This is a genomic window from Halomicrococcus pelagicus, from assembly GCF_051917725.1.
Lineage (GTDB): Archaea > Halobacteriota > Halobacteria > Halobacteriales > Haladaptataceae > Halomicrococcus.
Genome location: NZ_JBQBLX010000002.1, coordinates 395633 through 411425 on the forward strand (window position 1 = coordinate 395633; position 15793 = coordinate 411425).

Below are 15793 nucleotides of genomic sequence, written 5' to 3' on the forward strand. Positions count from 1 at the left end.
GCCACCGCGGTGGTCGCCCGGCCGTCGTCGTCCTTGCGGTCGCCCGGCCGTCGTCGCCCCCGCGGTCGCCCGGCCGGTTCAGAGGTCGAACCACTCGGTCGTGTGGCCGGTCGTCCGGAGGTGCCACCGCTGTTGCGCCCCGGCGTCGCGGGCGCGCAGTTCGACGATGGCGTCGAACTTGCTCGCGATGGCACGCACGGGCCGCGAGCCGTACTCCACCGGCAGGACGTAGTGGGCCATCCCGGAGACGTCCTCGACCGCCCGGCAGATGGGTCCGAGGAACGCGTCGACCTCGTCCTCGGCGTTGTCTTCGACGACCGGCCGGAGCGAGTCGAAGCAGAGCCGGAGTTCGGCCGGGTCGAACTCGCGCTCGTCGTCCAGTCGCTCGATGGTGTCGACGACGGTCTCGCGGAGGTCGTCGGCGTCGCCCGTGACCGGTTCGACGGTCGGTTCGACTGGTCGCGAGTCGGCGTCGGCGGCCGAGCGCGCACCGGTGTGGTAGTTTATGACGTGGGCGTCTTCGCCCGAGGAGTCCGCCATCGAGAGCCGGTTGCTGGCCGTCGAGACGCCGCGGTCGTGGAGCGCGAACACCCGGGTCCGGCCGCAGGCGGTCTCGCCGAGCAGGAACGTGCTCGCGGCGTCGAAGACGGTGTCGGGGACCGCCCCCACGACGAGGAGGTTACCGCCGCGCTCCTTGATTCGCGCGAGGCCGGGCTGGACGGTCACGGTGCCGTCGCCGTCGACGGTGACGTGGTGTCCGTACAGGGAGAACGAGAGGCGGCCACCCCTGCGCGGGGTTCCGTCGTCTCGCGGTTCGAAGAGCTTGTCGAGCGCCTCGGGGTCGATGACGTCGTACAACTGTTCGGGGATGTCGGACGGTTCGACGCCTGCCGCGTCGGCGACCGCGACCGTTATGGTCGTGCTCAGCGCCTGGTCGCTGTCCAGGTCGTGGTGCACGCGGTGGACTTCGCTCTCGTCGGGGGACCGGTCCCCGTCGATACCGTCCATGTGTTTCCTGACACTCCGGAGTCCAGAGGGAAAAACTCATCGTCACGAGAATGACAGCAACTCGCAAAATTCGGCGATGGCTCCGGACTCCGGCGGCTCGGCCGCTCCCGTCGTCGCGGTAGCGTGTCGCAAACGTCGAGAGGTTCACAATTATCGACGGTGCAGGTATGCCGTCGCGGGAGCCGCGCGGGCGAGCCGAACGGCTCGCGCTTCCGATAGGGAGCGAGAGCGGAGCGAACGCCGAGTGGCCGGTAAGACGGTACCGAGGTCAACGGACGGGGCCGAAGCGACGCAGTAACCGTCGGAAGGCGGTCGTGAAGACCAGGTATCGGACGACGCGAAAGCGGCGTTCGAGAAATGAGGTGAGACCAGCCACGGTCGACGGGTCGTGGAAAACGTCTCCCGTTCGGGTCCTAATCGCGCTCTCGCGTCCTTCTCACTACCGATTTGGACCGGCAGCGACGCGTTTCCAAACCGTTTATACCCGAGGATGCGCAATCCCGCGGTATGGCAAAAGAGCAGAAGGAAGTGCGTGACCTTCAGGAAGGAAACTACGTGATGGTCGAGGACGCTCCCTGTAAGATAAACTCCTACAGCACGGCCAAGCCCGGCAAACACGGCAGCGCCAAGGCCCGCATCGAGGCCGAAGGCGTCTTCGACGGCAAGAAGCGCAGCCTCAGCCAGCCGGTCGACGCGAAGATCTGGGTCCCCATCATCGAGCGCAAGCAGGGTCAGGTCGTCAGCATCGAGAGCGCCACCGTCGCGCAGGTGATGGACCTCGAGACGTACGAGACCATCTCCATCCAGACGCCCGAGGACGTCGACCTCTCGCCCGACGACCAGATCGAGTACCTCGAGATGGAAGAGCAGCGCAAGATCCTCGAATAGATGTTCCCTGGAGCGGTCGCCGACCGTGAGACGGCCAACTTCGTCGTCGTCGGTGCGCCGCTCGACGTTTCTACCACGTTCCAGCCCGGCACCCGGTTCGGCCCCGACCGCGTCAGGAGGTTCGCCCGGACGTTCGACGACTTCGACCACCGGACCGGCCGGCACTTCTCCGACCTCGCCGTCCACGACCACGGCGACGTCCGCGCGTGGGACGACGCCGCCGAGTATCTGGAGTATCTCGAGGGCGTCCTCACCGACGTTCGCTGGGACGACGCCGTCCCCCTTCTGCTCGGCGGCGAACACACCGTCACCGTCGCGGGCGTTCGCGCGACCGACCCGGACGTCTTCGTCTGTCTCGACGCCCACCTCGACCTTCGCGAGGCCTACGACGGCAATCCGTTGAGCCACGCGACCGTCACCCGACACGCCCTCGACGTGGCCGACGAGGCCGTCGTCCTCGGCGCGCGGACCGGCGACGAAGGCGAGTGGGAACGCGCCACCGAGGACGACGTGACCGTCGTCCCGCCCGAGGACGTGGCCGACTGGACGCCCGGCGTCGACGGCCCGGCGCTCGACGGCGACGTCTACCTGAGTGTCGACGTCGACGCCGCCGACCCGGGCTTCGCCCCCGGGACCGGCACGATGGAGCCGTTCGGCCTCTCGCCCCGCGAGATGCGCGATGCGGTTCGGGCCGTCGCGGACGACGTGGCCTCGACCGACGACGCCGCGGTCGTCGGCTTCGACGCCGTCGAGGTCAACGACCGCGACGACGGCCAGGCCGCCGCCCTCGCCGGGAAACTCCTCCGCGAGTTCGTCTTCGTCGTCGCCGAGTGAGGCGGTGGACCGCCGTCGCGCGTCGCAGGCCACCGAGATTTAATACGTCTCGCTCGTCTGCCGGGATATGGGCACGATGGAGGGTCTCGAAGTGACGGAGTGTACGCGCTGTCCGGCGCTGGTCGAGTGTCGGAGTCAGATAGTCAACGGCGTCGGCCCCGGGGACGCCGACCTGCTGTTCGTTGGCGAGGGTCCCGGCAAGCAGGAAGACCAGCAGGGCGAACCGTTCGTCGGGCGCAGCGGGAGCGTCCTCGACGACAAACTGGAGGAGTTCGGCATCGAGCGCGAGGACGTGCGCATCACCAACTGCGTGCGCTGTCGCCCGCCGGAGAACCGCGACCCGACGAAGGAGGAACTGAACAACTGCCGCGAGTACCTCGAATCCGAGATCGACCAGGTCGACCCCGACGTGGTCGTCACGCTCGGGAAGGTCCCGAGCGAGCACCTCCTCGACCGGGACGTCGCCGTGACGAAGGAGGCCGGGTCGGTCGAGACGGTCGAACTCGGCGGCCAGCGCCGTGACGTCCTGATATGCGTCCACCCGGCGGCGACCCTCTACGACGGCAGCCAGGAGTCGACGCTGGAGAACACGCTCGACACCGCGGCGACGATGGCCGGCGTCGAGACGGACGGCGGCCAGTCGCGCCTCGGCGAGTTCTGACTCAGTCCTGGCCGGTCTCGACGTCCACGCCCTCGAAGGTGACCGACACCGACTCGGCGTACCGGTCGCCGTTCGTCTCGTCGTGGCGCATGAACGCCGGCGCGTCGATTTCGACGTGGACGTCGTAGGAGCCGTCTCCGGGCACCTCGACGTTCTTGCCGTAGTGGTGGAGTCCGGGGTGCCAGACGAACGGCACCTCGAACGGCCCAACCTCCTCGCCGTCCTCGGACTCCAGGGTGGCGCGAACCGCCAGCTCCGGGACGAACCGGTGGTCGACCGCGTCGGCGACCGCCACCTCGATGTGGCAGTTCTCCTCGTCCGGTTCGACCCACTCCAGGCCGTCGTCCGTCGGGTGGTACATCCCCTCGGCCTCCTCCTGGGCGATGCCGACGAGGAAGTCGCCCGCCTCCCGCGTGTCGCCAGTGTGAGCGACCTCCGTCGCCATGTACTGCAGCGCCTCGTGGTAGGCGTCGCCCTCCTCGCGGGCCAGTTCGAGTTGCTTCTCGTCCACCTCGTCGCTCGGCCGTTTCTGGTTCCCCATGGCGTCTTCCCTTCCGCCCGCGAGTCGGATGAGTGTCGTGGCCGGGGTCGCCGCTCGGCCACGAACTTATAACCGAGCGCGAGACAACCAGCAGAGTGATGGCAACGGTGAGCGCCGAGAATCCGTACGTCGAGGACCCGTCGACCGACTTCGCCCCCGTCGAGCAGCTGAGCGAGGAGGCGGCGCGCGAGCAGGTCGAGCAGCTGCGGGAGGCCATCCGCTACCACGACTACCGCTACTACGTCGAGAACGACCCGCTCGTCGCCGACCGCACCTACGACGCCCTCTTCTCGCGCCTGCAGGACCTCGAATCGGCGTTCGACCTCCGGACGCAGGACAGTCCCACGCGACGGGTCGGCGGCGAACCGGTCGAGGAACTCGGCACCGTCGAGCACGTCGCGCCGATGCTCTCCATCGACTCCAGCGGCGACCCCGACGACGTCCGCGCGTTCGACGAGCGAGTGCGCCGCGAGGTCGACGGCGTGGACTACGTCTGCGAGCCGAAGTTCGACGGTCTCTCCCTGGAGGTCGTCTACGAGGACGGCGAGTTCGTCCGCGCCGCGACCCGGGGCGACGGGGAGACGGGCGAGGACGTCACCGAGAACGTCCGCACCATCGCCAGCGTTCCCCACCGACTGCGCGGCGACTACCCCGATTTCCTCGCCGTCCGGGGCGAGGCGTACATGCCCCGGGACGCCTTCCGGGCGTTCAACCGCGAGCGCGTCGAGCGCGGCGAGGAGCCGTTCGCCAACCCCCGGAACGCGGCGGCGGGCTCGCTGCGCCAGCTCGACCCCTCCGTGACCGCAGAGCGCCCCCTCGACTGCTTCTTCTACGACGTGCTGGCCGTCCGGTCGAACGACGACGGCGTCTCCGAGGAGTACGACTCGAACTGGGCGGAACGGCAGGCCCTGCCGGAGTACGGCCTCCCGGCCACCGACCGCACGGAGCGCGTCGACACCATCGAGGACGCCATCGACTACCGCGACGACCTCGCGGCCGACCGCGAGGACCTGAACTACGAGATCGACGGCGTCGTCATCAAGGTCGACGACCTGGAGCAGTGCGAACGGCTGGGGACGACCGCCCGCCACTACCGCTGGGCGTACGCGTACAAGTTCCCGCCGCGCTCCGAGGAGACGCCCATCACGGACGTGACGGTGCAGGTCGGCCGCACCGGCCGGCTCACCCCCGTCGCGCTGCTCGAACCGGTCGACGTCGGCGGCGTCACCGTCTCGCGCGCCAGCCTCCACAACCCCGAGGAGATAGCGGAGAAGAACGTCAACGTCGGCGACGTGGTGCGGGTCGAGCGCGCGGGCGACGTCATCCCGTACGTCGACGAAGTGGTCGAGAAACGGAGCGAGGGCCACTACGAGATGCCCGACCACTGCCCGGTCTGCGACAGCGCCGTCGAGCGCGACGGCCCCATCGCTTACTGCACCGGTGGACTGGCCTGCGACGCGCAGTTGCGCCGCGCCGTCGAGTACTACGCCAGCGACGACGGCCTCGACGTCGAGGGGCTGGGCGAGGAGCGCGTCGACCAGTTGCTCGACGCCGGCCTCGTCGAGGACAGCCTCGCCGACCTCTACCGCCTCGAGAAGGCGGACCTGGTCGAACTGGCTGGCTGGGGTGAGACGAGCGCGGAGAACCTGCTCGCGGAACTCGAAGCGTCGAAGCGGCCGTCGCTCGCCGCCTTCCTGTCGGCCATCGGCATCCCGAAGGTCGGGCCGGCGACGGCCCGGGAACTCGCCCGAGAGTTCGGCGACGTCGAGCGCGTGCGGTCGGCGTCCCGCGAGGAACTGACGTCGGTGCCCGACGTCGGACCGAAGGTCGCCGACCAGATTCGGGAGTTCTTCGACTCCGAGCGGAACGCGGCCGCGCTCGACGACCTGCTGGAGTACGTCGACCCACGGCCCCCCGAGACAGAGGGCGGCGACGAACTGGCGGGCCTCACCTTCGTCTTCACGGGGTCGCTGGACCGGCCACGAGACGAACTCGAGGAACTAATCGAGACGCACGGCGCGAACGCGACGGGCAGCGTCTCCGGCAACACGGACTACCTCGTCGTCGGGGAGAATCCGGGGACGACCAAGCGCCGGGACGCCGACGACGAGGGCGTGCCCGAGCTCTCGGGCGAGGAGTTCCGCGACCTGCTCGCGGAGCGGGGCGTGGACGTCGGATAGAACGCGGGAAGTCTCCGCCGGGTCGACGTCGGAGCGGTCGAGGCGGCGGCGCGATTGGCGGACGGTCGAGGACGCTGCTCAGAGCTCGGCGTCCCTGAACACGAGGTAGCCGACCGCTACCGGAACGAACAGCCAGGCGAGCATGTAGGCGGCGACGAATATGTCGCCGTAGTAGACGGGCAGCGGCTTGCCGATGGCGTTGGCGGCGGGCTGCCGGGTGAAGAAGCTGAACGTGGTGATGCGGGCGTTGAACTGGCTGCCGAGGAGCGCCGTGTCCAGCAGCGTCTTGTACGCCGCGGTCGGGTTCAGCAGTTTGATGAACAGCACGGTCTTCAACTGACCGGCGGTGCCCACGTCGAGCCCCTTGTTCAGCAGTTCGGCGACCTGGTTGGCGAAGGCGTTCCAGAGGACGACCATGAAGATGTAGACGCCGGTCGAGACCACCATCGCGCGGCGGCTCGTGCTCGCGACGGCGGAGACGCCCGTCGCGAACCCGACGAACACCAGACCGAGCAGGAGCGTCAGGAGCACGAACACCAGGTAGTTGACTATCTTGAACTGGAGTCCGACGACCACCAGCGCGACGGCGGTGACGACGACGCCGACGAGGATGGAGAGGCCGACGACGGCGCTTCGCCCGAGCACCTTGCCGAACACCACGTCGTCGCGGGAGTGCGGCAGCGAGAGCAGCAGCTTCAGCGTCCCCGACTCGCGCTCGCGGGTGATGGAGGCGTACGCGACGACGATGGAGATGAGCGGCACGAGGATGGACGTCCCCTGCTTCATCAGGAAGAGGTAGGCGTCGCTGCTGCCGGACCCCTGCCTGGGCGCGTTGCCGAGTCCCCCGCCGAAGATGAGGAGCGCGGGCGCGGCGAACACGACGACGAACAGCGCGGTCAGCACCCACAGCCAGCGCGAGCGCACGGCGTCCTGGAAGTCCTTGCGCGCGACGGCCTGCCAGCTCATGCCGGCACCTCCCGGTTCTCGGTGTAGGCCACGAACAGGTCTTCGAGCGACGCCTCGCGCGTGTCGAAGTCCCGCACGTCGACGCCAGCGTTCTCCAGCGCCGCGATGACGGCCGTCTTCGCGCTGGCCTCGCAGTCGACGAGGAGCACGTCGGCCTCGCGGGTGACGCCGGAGACGCCGTCGATGGCACGGATATCATCGATAGCGCCGGCGGGGTCCGACGCCGTCTCGACGCGGAGCGTGGTGCCGGTGCCGACGGCCTCGCGGAGCCCCGCGATGGAGTCTTCGGCGACCAGTTCGCCCTCGCGGAGGATGCCCACGCGGTCACAGACCGCCTCCACCTGCCCGAGGACGTGACTGGAGAAGAACACCGTCGTGCCGCCGTCGGCCTCCTCGCGGACTATCTCGCGCATCTCTCGCGCGCCGTTGGGGTCGAGTCCGGTCGAGGGTTCGTCGAGGATGAGCAGGTCGGGGTCGCCGACCAGCGCCATCCCGAGCGCGAGGCGCTGGGCCATCCCCTTCGAGTAGCCGCCGGCCTTCCTGTCGGCGGCGTCGCTGATGCCCACGCGGCGCAGGATAGCGTCGACGTCGTCGTCGACCTCCTTCGACTCGACGGCGAACTCCACGTGCTGGCGGCCCGTCAGTCGGTCGTAGACGGAGAAGCCCTCGGGGAGCACGCCGGTCCGTCGACGGATGGCGACGCTGTCTTCCTCGGCGTCGTAGCCGAGTACGCGCACGTCGCCCTCCGTCGGGCGGATGAAGTCGAGAAGCAGGTTGATGGTGGTGGATTTACCGGCCCCGTTGGGACCGAGGAACCCGAACACCTCTCCCTCCTCGACGGTCAGAGAGAGGTCCCGGACGGCGGTGACGTCGCCGAACCGTTTCGTCACCCCGTTCAGTTCGATTGCAGCCATGGTTGGCGGTTACGCCAACTCACATAAAGTCTTACTGTTCCATGCTAAACGGTAACTATCGGGGGGTAGAGTGCCTCACTGTCGGTCTCGGAGATTTCACCGGCGGTCGGACGACGTCCCCGACGGTCCCGTCAGACGGTGGCGTCGGGGTCGTGCTTCTCGGCCATCCGGGAGGCTTCGGCGGCGTAGCGTTCCCTCTCCTCGTCGTCGTCGACGCGCGTGAGGCGGTCGGGTGCGACGTCGATGGCCGCAGTTGCGTCGCCGCCCAGGTGGCCCGACCGCTCCTTCCGCAGGTAGCGCTCGCCGTCCGGCGTGGCGTACACCAGCGTGATGAGGTCGCGCTGCGTGTACGTCCGCTCGACGAGCCAGAGTCGTTCGTCGTCCATGCCCGTCCGTTCCGGGCCGCCGGATTTGTATCTGGTGGGCCGCCACCGGCGGTACGTGCGGTGCCGCCCCCGGATTCGGGCGCTCACCCGGTTCTCCGTCGTCGAGTCGGCCCGCCGGTGTCCGTCGAGTCACGCCCGCCGGCCGAAGGGTCGTCGTTTCGACGGCGAAAATCTATAGCGAGAGATAGGTTCGGGCGTCGAGCGTCGGTGGCCCGAGAAACGGGAGCCGCAATCTTATTTATGTCTGTGAGTGCATCGATAAACGATGCACGAGTCCCCGCTGTCCCAGACGACTGACGACCGTCTGGCGGATATCCTGTTCGCGGGCGAGGAGATAGAAGAGGAGATCACGGTCGACGACGCCCGGATAGCGGTGACGAGCCACCGCGTCCTGGCGTTCATGCCGGGTGGCGGGGACCGCCAGTTCGACCACGCCGACAGGCCGAACGTCGTGGACGCGAGCGTCCAGACCACGGGACGGCGGCGGTATCTCTCCTGGGCCGTCCGGAGCGTCGTCTACGGGGCCATCCTCGTCGGCGGCGGCTACCTCCTGCACAGCAGCGGCGTCCTCTCGACGCTCGACGGGACCTCCGTGCCGAACAACCAGGCCGTCGGCGACGTGGGCCAGATGATAGGGACCTTCTCGAGCCTCTTCGGCGTGCTCACGGACGTCCTCGTGCTGGTCGGCGTCGTCCTGCTCGCCGTCGCGGCCGCGCTCGCCGGCCTCTACTACGCCAGCCGGTCCGAGGAACTCGTCATCGAGCGCGCCGGTCGGGAGCCGATTCGGGTCCCGGTCGGCGGCGAACAGGCCGAGGCGGCGGCCAGCCGGATTCGTTCGCTGGTTGGGACAAGTTCAAAGCCACGGAACGACTAGACGGCGCCGATGGACGGGGTGACGGTCAGGGAGCGCGCAGGAGAGTTGCCGCGCGAACCGGGAGTGTACCAGTTCCTCCAGGGAGAGACCGTTCTGTACGTCGGCAAGGCGGTCGACCTCCGCTCGCGCGTTCGTTCGTACGCGGACCCGCGGAGCGACCGCATCGCGCGGATGGTCGACCGCGCCGACGGCGTCGACTTCGCTGTCACGGACACCGAGACGCAGGCGCTGTTGCTCGAGGCGAACCTCATCAAGCGTTACCAGCCCCGGTACAACGTTCGGCTGAAAGACGACAAGTCCTACCCGCTCGTCCAGCTGACCGGCCACGAGTTCCCGCGCATCGAGGTGACCCGCGACCCCGACCGGGACGGGGCGACCGTCTTCGGCCCGTTCACGAACAAATCGACCGTCGAGACGGTGGTGAAGGCGCTCCGGGAGACGTACGGCGTCCGCGGGTGTTCGGACTACAAGTTCAGCAACCGCGACCGTCCCTGTCTCGACTACGAGATGGGCCTCTGTACCGCCCCCTGCACGGGCGAAATCGGCCGCGAGTCGTACCTCGCGGACGCCGAGAGCGTCGAGCGCTTCCTCGGCGGCGAGGCGGACGTGCTGGCGGACCCCCTCCGCCGAGAGATGGAGCGGGCCGCCCAGGAGCAGGAGTTCGAGCGCGCGGCGAACCTCCGGGACAAGCTCGACGCCGTCGAGCGGTTCCACGGCGGCGACGCCGACGCCATCGCGTCCCAGGGCGACGAACGTCGCGTCGACGTGCTCGCGGCGGTCGTCGAGGGCGAGACGGCGACCGTCGCCCGCATGCACAGCGAGGGCGGCCAGCTCGTCGACCGGGACCGCCACGCGCTCTCCGTGCCCGAGGGCGGGAACGAGGAGGGCGACGTCGCGGCGGTGCTCGGAGCCTTCGTCACGCAGTTCTACGCCGAGCGCGAACTGCCGGACGCGCTGTTGTTCTCCGAACGTCCCGACGACGAGGACGTGACCGACTGGCTCGAACGCGAGGGCGTCGCGGTTCGCGTTCCGGGCGCGGGCCGGGAGGCGACGCTGGTCGACCTCGCGCTGAAGAACGCCCGGCGGGGGGCGAGCGACCCCGACGAACTCCGGGCGCTCGCCGACGCCCTCGACCTCGATTCCGTCGAGCGCATCGAGGGCGTCGACGTGAGCCACGCCCAGGGGTCGGCGGTCGTCGGGAGCGACGTGGTCTTCGTCGACGGCTCGCCGGAGAAGTCCGACTACCGCCGGAAGAAACTCGACGAGCGCAACGACGACTACGGGAACATGCGGTCGCTCGTTCGCTGGCGCGCGAAGCGGGCGGTCGAGGGCCGCGACGACCGCCCCGACCCCGACCTGCTGCTCGTCGACGGCGGCGAAGGGCAACTCGACGCCGCGCGCGAGGCGCTGCGCGAGGTGGGGTGGGACGTTCCCGCCGTCGCGCTCGCGAAGGCCGAAGAGCGGGTCGTCACCCCCCACGGAACCCGCAACTGGCCGAGCGACGCGCCGCACCTCCACGTGCTCCAGCGGGTCCGGGACGAGGCCCACCGCTTCGCGGTCCAGTACCACCAGACGCTGCGCGACGAGGTGTCCACCGAACTGGACCGCGTCTCCGGCGTCGGCCCCGAGACCCGTCGGAAGCTGCTCCGGCGGTTCGGCAGCGTCGACGGCGTCCGGACGGCGTCGGACGACGAGTTACGCGAAATCTCCGGCGTCGGCGAGAAGACGGCCGAGGCGCTCCGGCGACTCTGACGACGTCGGTCGCGTCGCGGACCGTCGCCGACGCTACCCGGGAGCGATGGCCGAAAGAAGTTCAACCGCCAGTACCGCGAACGGTCGCTACTTGCCGTGGCCCTTCTTCTTGCCGCGGTCCTTCCCGTCTTTCTCGTCCTTGTCGTCCTTCTCGTCTTTATCGTCCTTTCCGTCCTTATCGTCCTTCTCGTCGCCGCCTTGCTTCGCGTGCTCGGGCGGACCGCGGTCACCGCCTTCCTTCGCGTGGTCGCTCTTCTTGTCCGCGCCGGGGTTGTTCTCGGTCACCCACTCCGAGATGGCCTGACCCGGGTGGTCGACGCTGCTGTCGTTGAGGACGTCGTCGACGTACGCCGAGACGCGCTGACCGAACGGCCCGTCTTCTTCCTCGTCGCTCTCGCTCACGGTCAGCGTGGCCGTCGTCGTCGCGCTCAGGTTGCCGTGCTCGGCGACGACCTCGACGGTCACGTTCTCGGCGGGCGCGGGGAGGCTCACGGTCCCGTTGGCGTCGGTCGTCGCCGTCCCTTCGCCCGCGTACGAGGAGTTGTTCAGCGCCGTGACCGTGACCGAGGCGTTCTCGACGGCGGTCCCGTTCTCCGTGACGGTGAGAGTCACGTCATCTGACTGTTCGACCCCGACCGACAGTCCCTCGGAGCCGCTCGTGCCCGCGAGCGCGGGCGCAGCGACCGAGACGAGGAGGACTGCTGCGAGCGACACTGCGATTACATTTCGTTTCGTCGTCATGCACGCTACCCGACAGACCGGGGAAAGATAAAGCCGTGTCGCCGTTTGGAATCGTTCGCTTCGTACACGAACGGAACAGAAGCCCCGAGAACGTTTAAAGCCGCTTCTCATCGTTCAATTTCGAACTCATGTAGGACGAGTTACGGATACTGTCTAGCGTAAGTATAATTTGACGTAGGGTGAGGGAGAGTTCACTCGGTAGCTCGCTCTACGGCGGCTTCTGCACGCTCTTCGGCTCGCTTCCGAACAGAACCCTCGTCGAGAGTGAGTATCTCTCTATCGCGCATGAGGATGGTACCATCACATATCGTATGTCTCACGTCGCTGCCGCGCGCGGCGTACGCGAGGTGGCTCACGAGGTCGTGGTGGGGGGTGAGGTGGGCCGCCGAGAGGTCGACGACCGCGAGGTCGGCGTTCGCGCCCGGTTCGATGCGGCCGCCGTCGAAGCCGAGCGCGGCGGCGCTGCCCGCGGTCGCCATCTCGACGACGGACGCCGCGTCGACCGCGCTGGCGTCGTCGGCCGCCAGCTTCCCGAGCATCGCGGCGTCGCGCATCTCGTCGAACATGTCGAGGTCGTTGTTCGAGGCCGCGCCGTCCGTTCCCAGGCCGACGGAGACGCCCGCATCGAGCATCGCCTCCACGGGGGCCATCCCGCTGGCGAGTTTCATGTTCGACGCCGGACAGTGGACGACGCTCGTGTCGCTGTCGGCGAGCAACTCGATTTCGGTTTCGTCGACGTGGACGCCGTGGGCGACGAAGTCGTTCGCCGCCGTCATGCCGAGGTCGCGAGCGCGTTCGAGCGGGCGCTCGTCTTCCGCCTCGACGATGGGCGCGACCTCGTCTTCGGTCTCGTTCGCGTGGTAGTGGAGCGGAACGCCGGCCTCGCGCGCCTTCGGGACGTACTCCCGGAGGTACTCGTCGCCGACGGTGGTGAGGCTGTGGGGTGCGACGAACGTCGAGACGCGACCGTCGGCGGCCCCGTCGTACTCGCGAGCGAAGTCGAGGCTAGTCTCGAAGTCCTCGCGGGCCGCGGCGTCGTCCTTGCCGACCGTGACGACGCCGTGGCCGAGTCGCGCCCGCAGGCCGGCCGCCTCGACCGCCGCCACCACCTCGGGTTCGTGGAAGTACATGTCCGCGAACCCGGTCGTGCCGGAGCGAATCATCTCCGCGAGCGCGAGTTCCGTCCCGGCGCGGACGTCCTCGGCGGTCAACGCGCCCTCGACCGGCCAGATGTCCTCCCGGAGCCACGCGTCGAGCGGCTTGTCGTCGGCGTACCCCCGGAGCAGCGTCATCGCGGCGTGCGTGTGGGCGTTCACGAGGCCGGGCATCACCAGACAGTCCTTGGCGTCCAGCCGCTCGTCGCCCTCCGGCGTGTCGCCGACCGCGAGGACGTCGCCGTCGTCCCGGTCGACCAGCACGTCGCCGCGTTCGACGGTCGCGTCCGGAAGCAGTACCTTCCCGCCGGCGATTCGGAGCGTGGTCATGAGTACGGGTTGTGACGGCGTCGGTGTTAATCCACCGAGTCTCCCCCGACACGGCGGGGCGTGCCTCGGCGTGACAGTCGTCGCCGGGAAAGGAAGAATAATCCGTCTGGCGCGTCGAGAACCAGTCGATGCGTATTGCTGTCCCCAACAAGGGCAGGCTGCACGACCCGTCGATGGAACTGCTGGAACACGCCGGACTGCACGTCGTCGACGGTGCTGACCGCAAGCTCTACGCGAACACGGTCGACCCGGAGGTGACGCTGCTGTTCGCTCGCGCGTCCGACATCCCCGAGTACGTCAGCGACGGCGCGGCGGACGTCGGCATCACCGGTCTCGACCAGGTGCGTGAAGCCGACCCCGACAACGTCTCCGACCTGCTGGACCTGGAGTTCGGTCAATGTCGTCTCGTCCTCGCCGCGCCGGAGGACGGCGACATCACCGACGTCGGCGACCTCGCGGGCAAGACCGTCGCCACGGAGTTCCCCCACATCGCCGAACGGTACTTCGCCGACACCGGCGTCGACCCGGACATCGTCGAAGTGAGCGGTGCGACGGAGCTAACGCCCCACGTCGACATGGCCGACGCCATCATCGACATCACGAGTACGGGGACGACGCTGCAGGTGAACCGCCTCGCCATCGTCGACGAGGTGCTGGAGAGTTCGGTCTACCTCTTCGGTCGCGACGACGTCCTCGACGACCCGAAGGTCGAACAGGTCGTGATGGCGCTCCGGTCGGTGCTGTCCGCCGACGGCAAGCGCTACCTGATGATGAACGCCCCGGAGGACCGTCTCGACGAGATACGCGACGTGATGCCCGGTCTCGGCGGCCCGACGGTGATGGACATCGCCGGCGGCGACAAGGTCGCCGTCCACACCGTCGTCGACGAGCGCGACGTGTTCGAGACCATCAACGAGGTCAAGGAACTCGGCGCGAGCGGCATCCTCGTCACGGAGATCGAGCGACTCGTCGACTGAGCCACCTGCTCTTCTTTCGTCGGCTTCGCCCTTCGCCGACGAGCACGCGACCGGGACGCGGTGGTCCGGCGTCACGGGCGCGCACAGAGAGAAGTCGTGGAGGCCACCTGACCCGCCCGACTCAGAACGAGACCTGGCCGGGACCGGCGGTGCCGAGCGTCGTGGGGTCGCGGTCGCTGTAGTGGCGGCGACCGACAGCCTTGCTCGAGAGCGCGCAGTACATCGCCTCGCGAGCCTCGCGCGGTGAGTCGTACGTCTCCTGGCCGACGCGCTCGAACACGGCCCCGAGCGTCTCGGAGCCGTTGGGGAGGTCGAGTTCGTGGTCGCCGTGGTCGGCGACGAGTCGTTCGGTGTCGGTCGGATACTGGTGGTCGTCGAGCAACCGGGTCGCTTGCTGTAGCGTCATCACCACAAACAGGGCTAAAGATAATTATAAACTTTGTCGCCTAGGAATACGGTCGAATATAATGCCCTAGACCGTGTTTAATGCACACCGCAAACGCCTTGCCGCGACGCGAACGAGATAGCGCATGAGCGTCTTCGCGGACCTCCACGTTCACACGACCAACTCCGACGGGGCGATGGACCTCGACGCGGTGCCGGCGGCCGCCCGCGAGGCCGACGTGTCGGTCGTCGCCGTCACGGACCACGACAGGCTCCACCCCGACCTCCAGACGCCCGTCACCGTCCTCGACGGCGTGACGGTCGTCCACGGTATCGAACTCAAGGTGGAAGCCCCGCACGGCGAGCACGTCGACCTGCTCGCGTACGGCGTCTACCCCACGCCGGACCTCGCCGCGGAACTGGAACGCCTCCAGGAAGACCGGGTCGAACGCGGCCGGGCCATCATCGAGTGCGTCGAGGACCGCCTCGGCGTCGACCTCGACCTCGAAGCGCGCGAGGGCATCGGTCGGCCTCACGTCGCCCGGGCCGTCGACGCCCATCCGGACACCGACCACGACTACGAGGGCGCGTTCGAACACCTCATCGGCGACGACGGCCCCTGCTACGTCGCCCGCGACGTGACGGCGTTCGAGCGCGGCGTCGAGCTGCTCTCGGACGCCAGCGGGCTGGTCGGCCTCGCACACCCGCTTCGCTACGACGACCCGGGCGCGGCGCTGGAACTGACGAGCGAACTCGACGCCGTCGAGCGCTACTACCCCTACGGTCGCGAGGTCGACGCCCGGCCGGTCGAACGGGCGATCGCGGAACACGACCTCGTTCCGACCGGCGGTAGCGACGCCCACGACGACGACCTGGGGAAGGCCGGCCTGTCGAAGGCCGAGTACCGCCACTTCCGGTCCGCGGTGTCGGTGAACGGGTGAGGACCCGGCGTCCCGACGAACGGGACGGATGACCCTCCGGCGGACGACGAGGGCGTAGCGTTAAGGTGGGTCGAGCACCTACGTGTTCCCATGCAGTGTCACTACTGCGACAGGGACGCGACGTTCGCCCCGGAGAGCGACGGTATCCGGGTCGGACTCTGTGACGAGCACTTCCGCGAGCAGTTCGAAGAGCTAGCGGAGACGGAGGCGATGGAGTCCCTCCGCGAGCAGTTCGACGTCGACCGCCTCGAATAATCTGAAC

General features: G+C 68.6%; 17 protein-coding genes. 9 read left to right on the forward strand and 8 right to left on the reverse strand.

The genetic code is table 11. The annotated features are described in order from the left end of the window. Positions 1-78 precede the first annotated feature (78 nt). Positions 79-1008 carry a DUF7504 family protein gene (locus ACTF4R_RS06815; RefSeq protein ID WP_440007125.1) on the reverse strand — a complete coding sequence of 310 codons (930 nt, stop codon included), beginning with the start codon at positions 1006-1008 and terminating at the stop codon, positions 79-81. Positions 1009-1515: 507 nt separating this feature from the next. On the opposite strand from ACTF4R_RS06815, the gene ACTF4R_RS06820 reads away from it, so the two are divergent. The 3 genes from ACTF4R_RS06820 (at position 1516) to ACTF4R_RS06830 (ending at position 3391) form a co-directional block, all read left to right on the forward strand. Continuing rightward, positions 1516-1896 (forward strand): translation initiation factor IF-5A, encoded by a 381-nt coding sequence (locus ACTF4R_RS06820; protein ID WP_440007126.1) that lies wholly within the window; start codon positions 1516-1518, stop codon positions 1894-1896. After that, positions 1897-2730, forward strand: a complete 834-nt coding sequence (locus tag ACTF4R_RS06825; RefSeq protein WP_440007127.1) for an arginase family protein — start codon at positions 1897-1899, stop codon at positions 2728-2730. Between the two features lie 67 nt (positions 2731-2797). After that, a complete protein-coding gene (locus ACTF4R_RS06830) occupies positions 2798-3391 on the forward strand; it encodes a uracil-DNA glycosylase (protein WP_433626395.1) in 594 nt (197 codons plus the stop codon). A gap of 1 nt (position 3392) precedes the next feature. Here ACTF4R_RS06830 and ACTF4R_RS06835 read toward each other — a convergent pair whose 3' ends face one another. Then, the gene (locus ACTF4R_RS06835) at positions 3393-3932 is read right to left on the reverse strand and encodes an iron transporter (RefSeq protein WP_440007128.1); all 540 of its coding nucleotides are present in this window, start codon (positions 3930-3932) and stop codon (positions 3393-3395) included. 98 nt (positions 3933-4030) lie between these two features. On the opposite strand from ACTF4R_RS06835, the gene ligA reads away from it, so the two are divergent. After that, complete coding sequence (gene ligA / locus ACTF4R_RS06840) at positions 4031-6112, forward strand: NAD-dependent DNA ligase LigA (protein WP_440007129.1); 2082 nt, start codon at positions 4031-4033, stop codon at positions 6110-6112. Positions 6113-6190: 78 nt separating this feature from the next. On the opposite strand, the gene ACTF4R_RS06845 is transcribed toward ligA, so the two are convergent. From ACTF4R_RS06845 to ACTF4R_RS06855, 3 genes are all read right to left on the reverse strand, one after another. Further along, positions 6191-7078, reverse strand: coding sequence for an ABC transporter permease (locus ACTF4R_RS06845; RefSeq protein ID WP_440007130.1), 888 nt, complete (start codon positions 7076-7078; stop codon positions 6191-6193). Then, positions 7075-7992 (reverse strand): ABC transporter ATP-binding protein, encoded by a 918-nt coding sequence (locus tag ACTF4R_RS06850; RefSeq protein WP_440007131.1) that lies wholly within the window; start codon positions 7990-7992, stop codon positions 7075-7077. Before ACTF4R_RS06850 ends, ACTF4R_RS06845 begins: the two co-directional genes overlap by 4 nt. A gap of 131 nt (positions 7993-8123) precedes the next feature. Continuing rightward, positions 8124-8378: a DUF7967 family protein gene (locus ACTF4R_RS06855; protein WP_113274787.1), complete on the reverse strand. Its 255-nt coding sequence runs from the start codon at positions 8376-8378 to the stop codon at positions 8124-8126. 265 nt (positions 8379-8643) lie between these two features. On the opposite strand from ACTF4R_RS06855, the gene ACTF4R_RS06860 reads away from it, so the two are divergent. Next, the gene (locus tag ACTF4R_RS06860; RefSeq protein ID WP_440007132.1) at positions 8644-9252 is read left to right on the forward strand and encodes a hypothetical protein; all 609 of its coding nucleotides are present in this window, start codon (positions 8644-8646) and stop codon (positions 9250-9252) included. A gap of 9 nt (positions 9253-9261) precedes the next feature. Next, a complete protein-coding gene (locus ACTF4R_RS06865) occupies positions 9262-11004 on the forward strand; it encodes an excinuclease ABC subunit C (protein WP_440007133.1) in 1743 nt (580 codons plus the stop codon). 87 nt (positions 11005-11091) lie between these two features. Here ACTF4R_RS06865 and ACTF4R_RS06870 read toward each other — a convergent pair whose 3' ends face one another. Next, positions 11092-11745, reverse strand: coding sequence for a hypothetical protein (locus ACTF4R_RS06870; RefSeq protein WP_440007134.1), 654 nt, complete (start codon positions 11743-11745; stop codon positions 11092-11094). Between the two features lie 191 nt (positions 11746-11936). Continuing rightward, positions 11937-13229, reverse strand: a complete 1293-nt coding sequence (locus tag ACTF4R_RS06875; RefSeq protein ID WP_440007135.1) for an amidohydrolase — start codon at positions 13227-13229, stop codon at positions 11937-11939. A 128-nt stretch (positions 13230-13357) separates the two neighbouring features. On the opposite strand from ACTF4R_RS06875, the gene hisG reads away from it, so the two are divergent. Then, positions 13358-14206: an ATP phosphoribosyltransferase gene (gene hisG, locus ACTF4R_RS06880; RefSeq protein WP_440007136.1), complete on the forward strand. Its 849-nt coding sequence runs from the start codon at positions 13358-13360 to the stop codon at positions 14204-14206. Between the two features lie 121 nt (positions 14207-14327). On the opposite strand, the gene ACTF4R_RS06885 is transcribed toward hisG, so the two are convergent. Then, a complete protein-coding gene (locus ACTF4R_RS06885; RefSeq protein WP_440007137.1) occupies positions 14328-14612 on the reverse strand; it encodes a DUF5789 family protein in 285 nt (94 codons plus the stop codon). Between the two features lie 124 nt (positions 14613-14736). On the opposite strand from ACTF4R_RS06885, the gene ACTF4R_RS06890 reads away from it, so the two are divergent. Both ACTF4R_RS06890 and ACTF4R_RS06895 read left to right on the forward strand, forming a co-directional pair. Beyond that, a complete protein-coding gene (locus tag ACTF4R_RS06890) occupies positions 14737-15531 on the forward strand; it encodes a PHP domain-containing protein (protein WP_440007138.1) in 795 nt (264 codons plus the stop codon). Positions 15532-15621: 90 nt separating this feature from the next. Then, entirely contained in the window at positions 15622-15786 is a 165-nt protein-coding gene (locus tag ACTF4R_RS06895; RefSeq protein WP_433626433.1) for a DUF6757 family protein, read from the forward strand. Positions 15787-15793 lie beyond the last annotated feature (7 nt).

What these genes read in the sequence shown, in the direction of transcription:
- ACTF4R_RS06815 (WP_440007125.1), bottom strand. Translation starts at nt 1,008, where the DNA reads ATGGACGGTATCGACGGGGACCGGTCCCCCGACGAGAGCGAAGTCCAC.
- ACTF4R_RS06820 (WP_440007126.1), top strand. Translation starts at nt 1,516, where the DNA reads ATGGCAAAAGAGCAGAAGGAAGTGCGTGACCTTCAGGAAGGAAACTAC.
- ACTF4R_RS06825 (WP_440007127.1), top strand. Translation starts at nt 1,897, where the DNA reads ATGTTCCCTGGAGCGGTCGCCGACCGTGAGACGGCCAACTTCGTCGTC.
- ACTF4R_RS06830 (WP_433626395.1), top strand. Translation starts at nt 2,798, where the DNA reads ATGGGCACGATGGAGGGTCTCGAAGTGACGGAGTGTACGCGCTGTCCG.
- ACTF4R_RS06835 (WP_440007128.1), bottom strand. Translation starts at nt 3,932, where the DNA reads ATGGGGAACCAGAAACGGCCGAGCGACGAGGTGGACGAGAAGCAACTC.
- ligA (WP_440007129.1), top strand. Translation starts at nt 4,031, where the DNA reads ATGGCAACGGTGAGCGCCGAGAATCCGTACGTCGAGGACCCGTCGACC.
- ACTF4R_RS06845 (WP_440007130.1), bottom strand. Translation starts at nt 7,078, where the DNA reads ATGAGCTGGCAGGCCGTCGCGCGCAAGGACTTCCAGGACGCCGTGCGC.
- ACTF4R_RS06850 (WP_440007131.1), bottom strand. Translation starts at nt 7,992, where the DNA reads ATGGCTGCAATCGAACTGAACGGGGTGACGAAACGGTTCGGCGACGTC.
- ACTF4R_RS06855 (WP_113274787.1), bottom strand. Translation starts at nt 8,378, where the DNA reads ATGGACGACGAACGACTCTGGCTCGTCGAGCGGACGTACACGCAGCGC.
- ACTF4R_RS06860 (WP_440007132.1), top strand. Translation starts at nt 8,644, where the DNA reads ATGCACGAGTCCCCGCTGTCCCAGACGACTGACGACCGTCTGGCGGAT.
- ACTF4R_RS06865 (WP_440007133.1), top strand. Translation starts at nt 9,262, where the DNA reads ATGGACGGGGTGACGGTCAGGGAGCGCGCAGGAGAGTTGCCGCGCGAA.
- ACTF4R_RS06870 (WP_440007134.1), bottom strand. Translation starts at nt 11,745, where the DNA reads ATGACGACGAAACGAAATGTAATCGCAGTGTCGCTCGCAGCAGTCCTC.
- ACTF4R_RS06875 (WP_440007135.1), bottom strand. Translation starts at nt 13,229, where the DNA reads ATGACCACGCTCCGAATCGCCGGCGGGAAGGTACTGCTTCCGGACGCG.
- hisG (WP_440007136.1), top strand. Translation starts at nt 13,358, where the DNA reads ATGCGTATTGCTGTCCCCAACAAGGGCAGGCTGCACGACCCGTCGATG.
- ACTF4R_RS06885 (WP_440007137.1), bottom strand. Translation starts at nt 14,612, where the DNA reads ATGACGCTACAGCAAGCGACCCGGTTGCTCGACGACCACCAGTATCCG.
- ACTF4R_RS06890 (WP_440007138.1), top strand. Translation starts at nt 14,737, where the DNA reads ATGAGCGTCTTCGCGGACCTCCACGTTCACACGACCAACTCCGACGGG.
- ACTF4R_RS06895 (WP_433626433.1), top strand. Translation starts at nt 15,622, where the DNA reads ATGCAGTGTCACTACTGCGACAGGGACGCGACGTTCGCCCCGGAGAGC.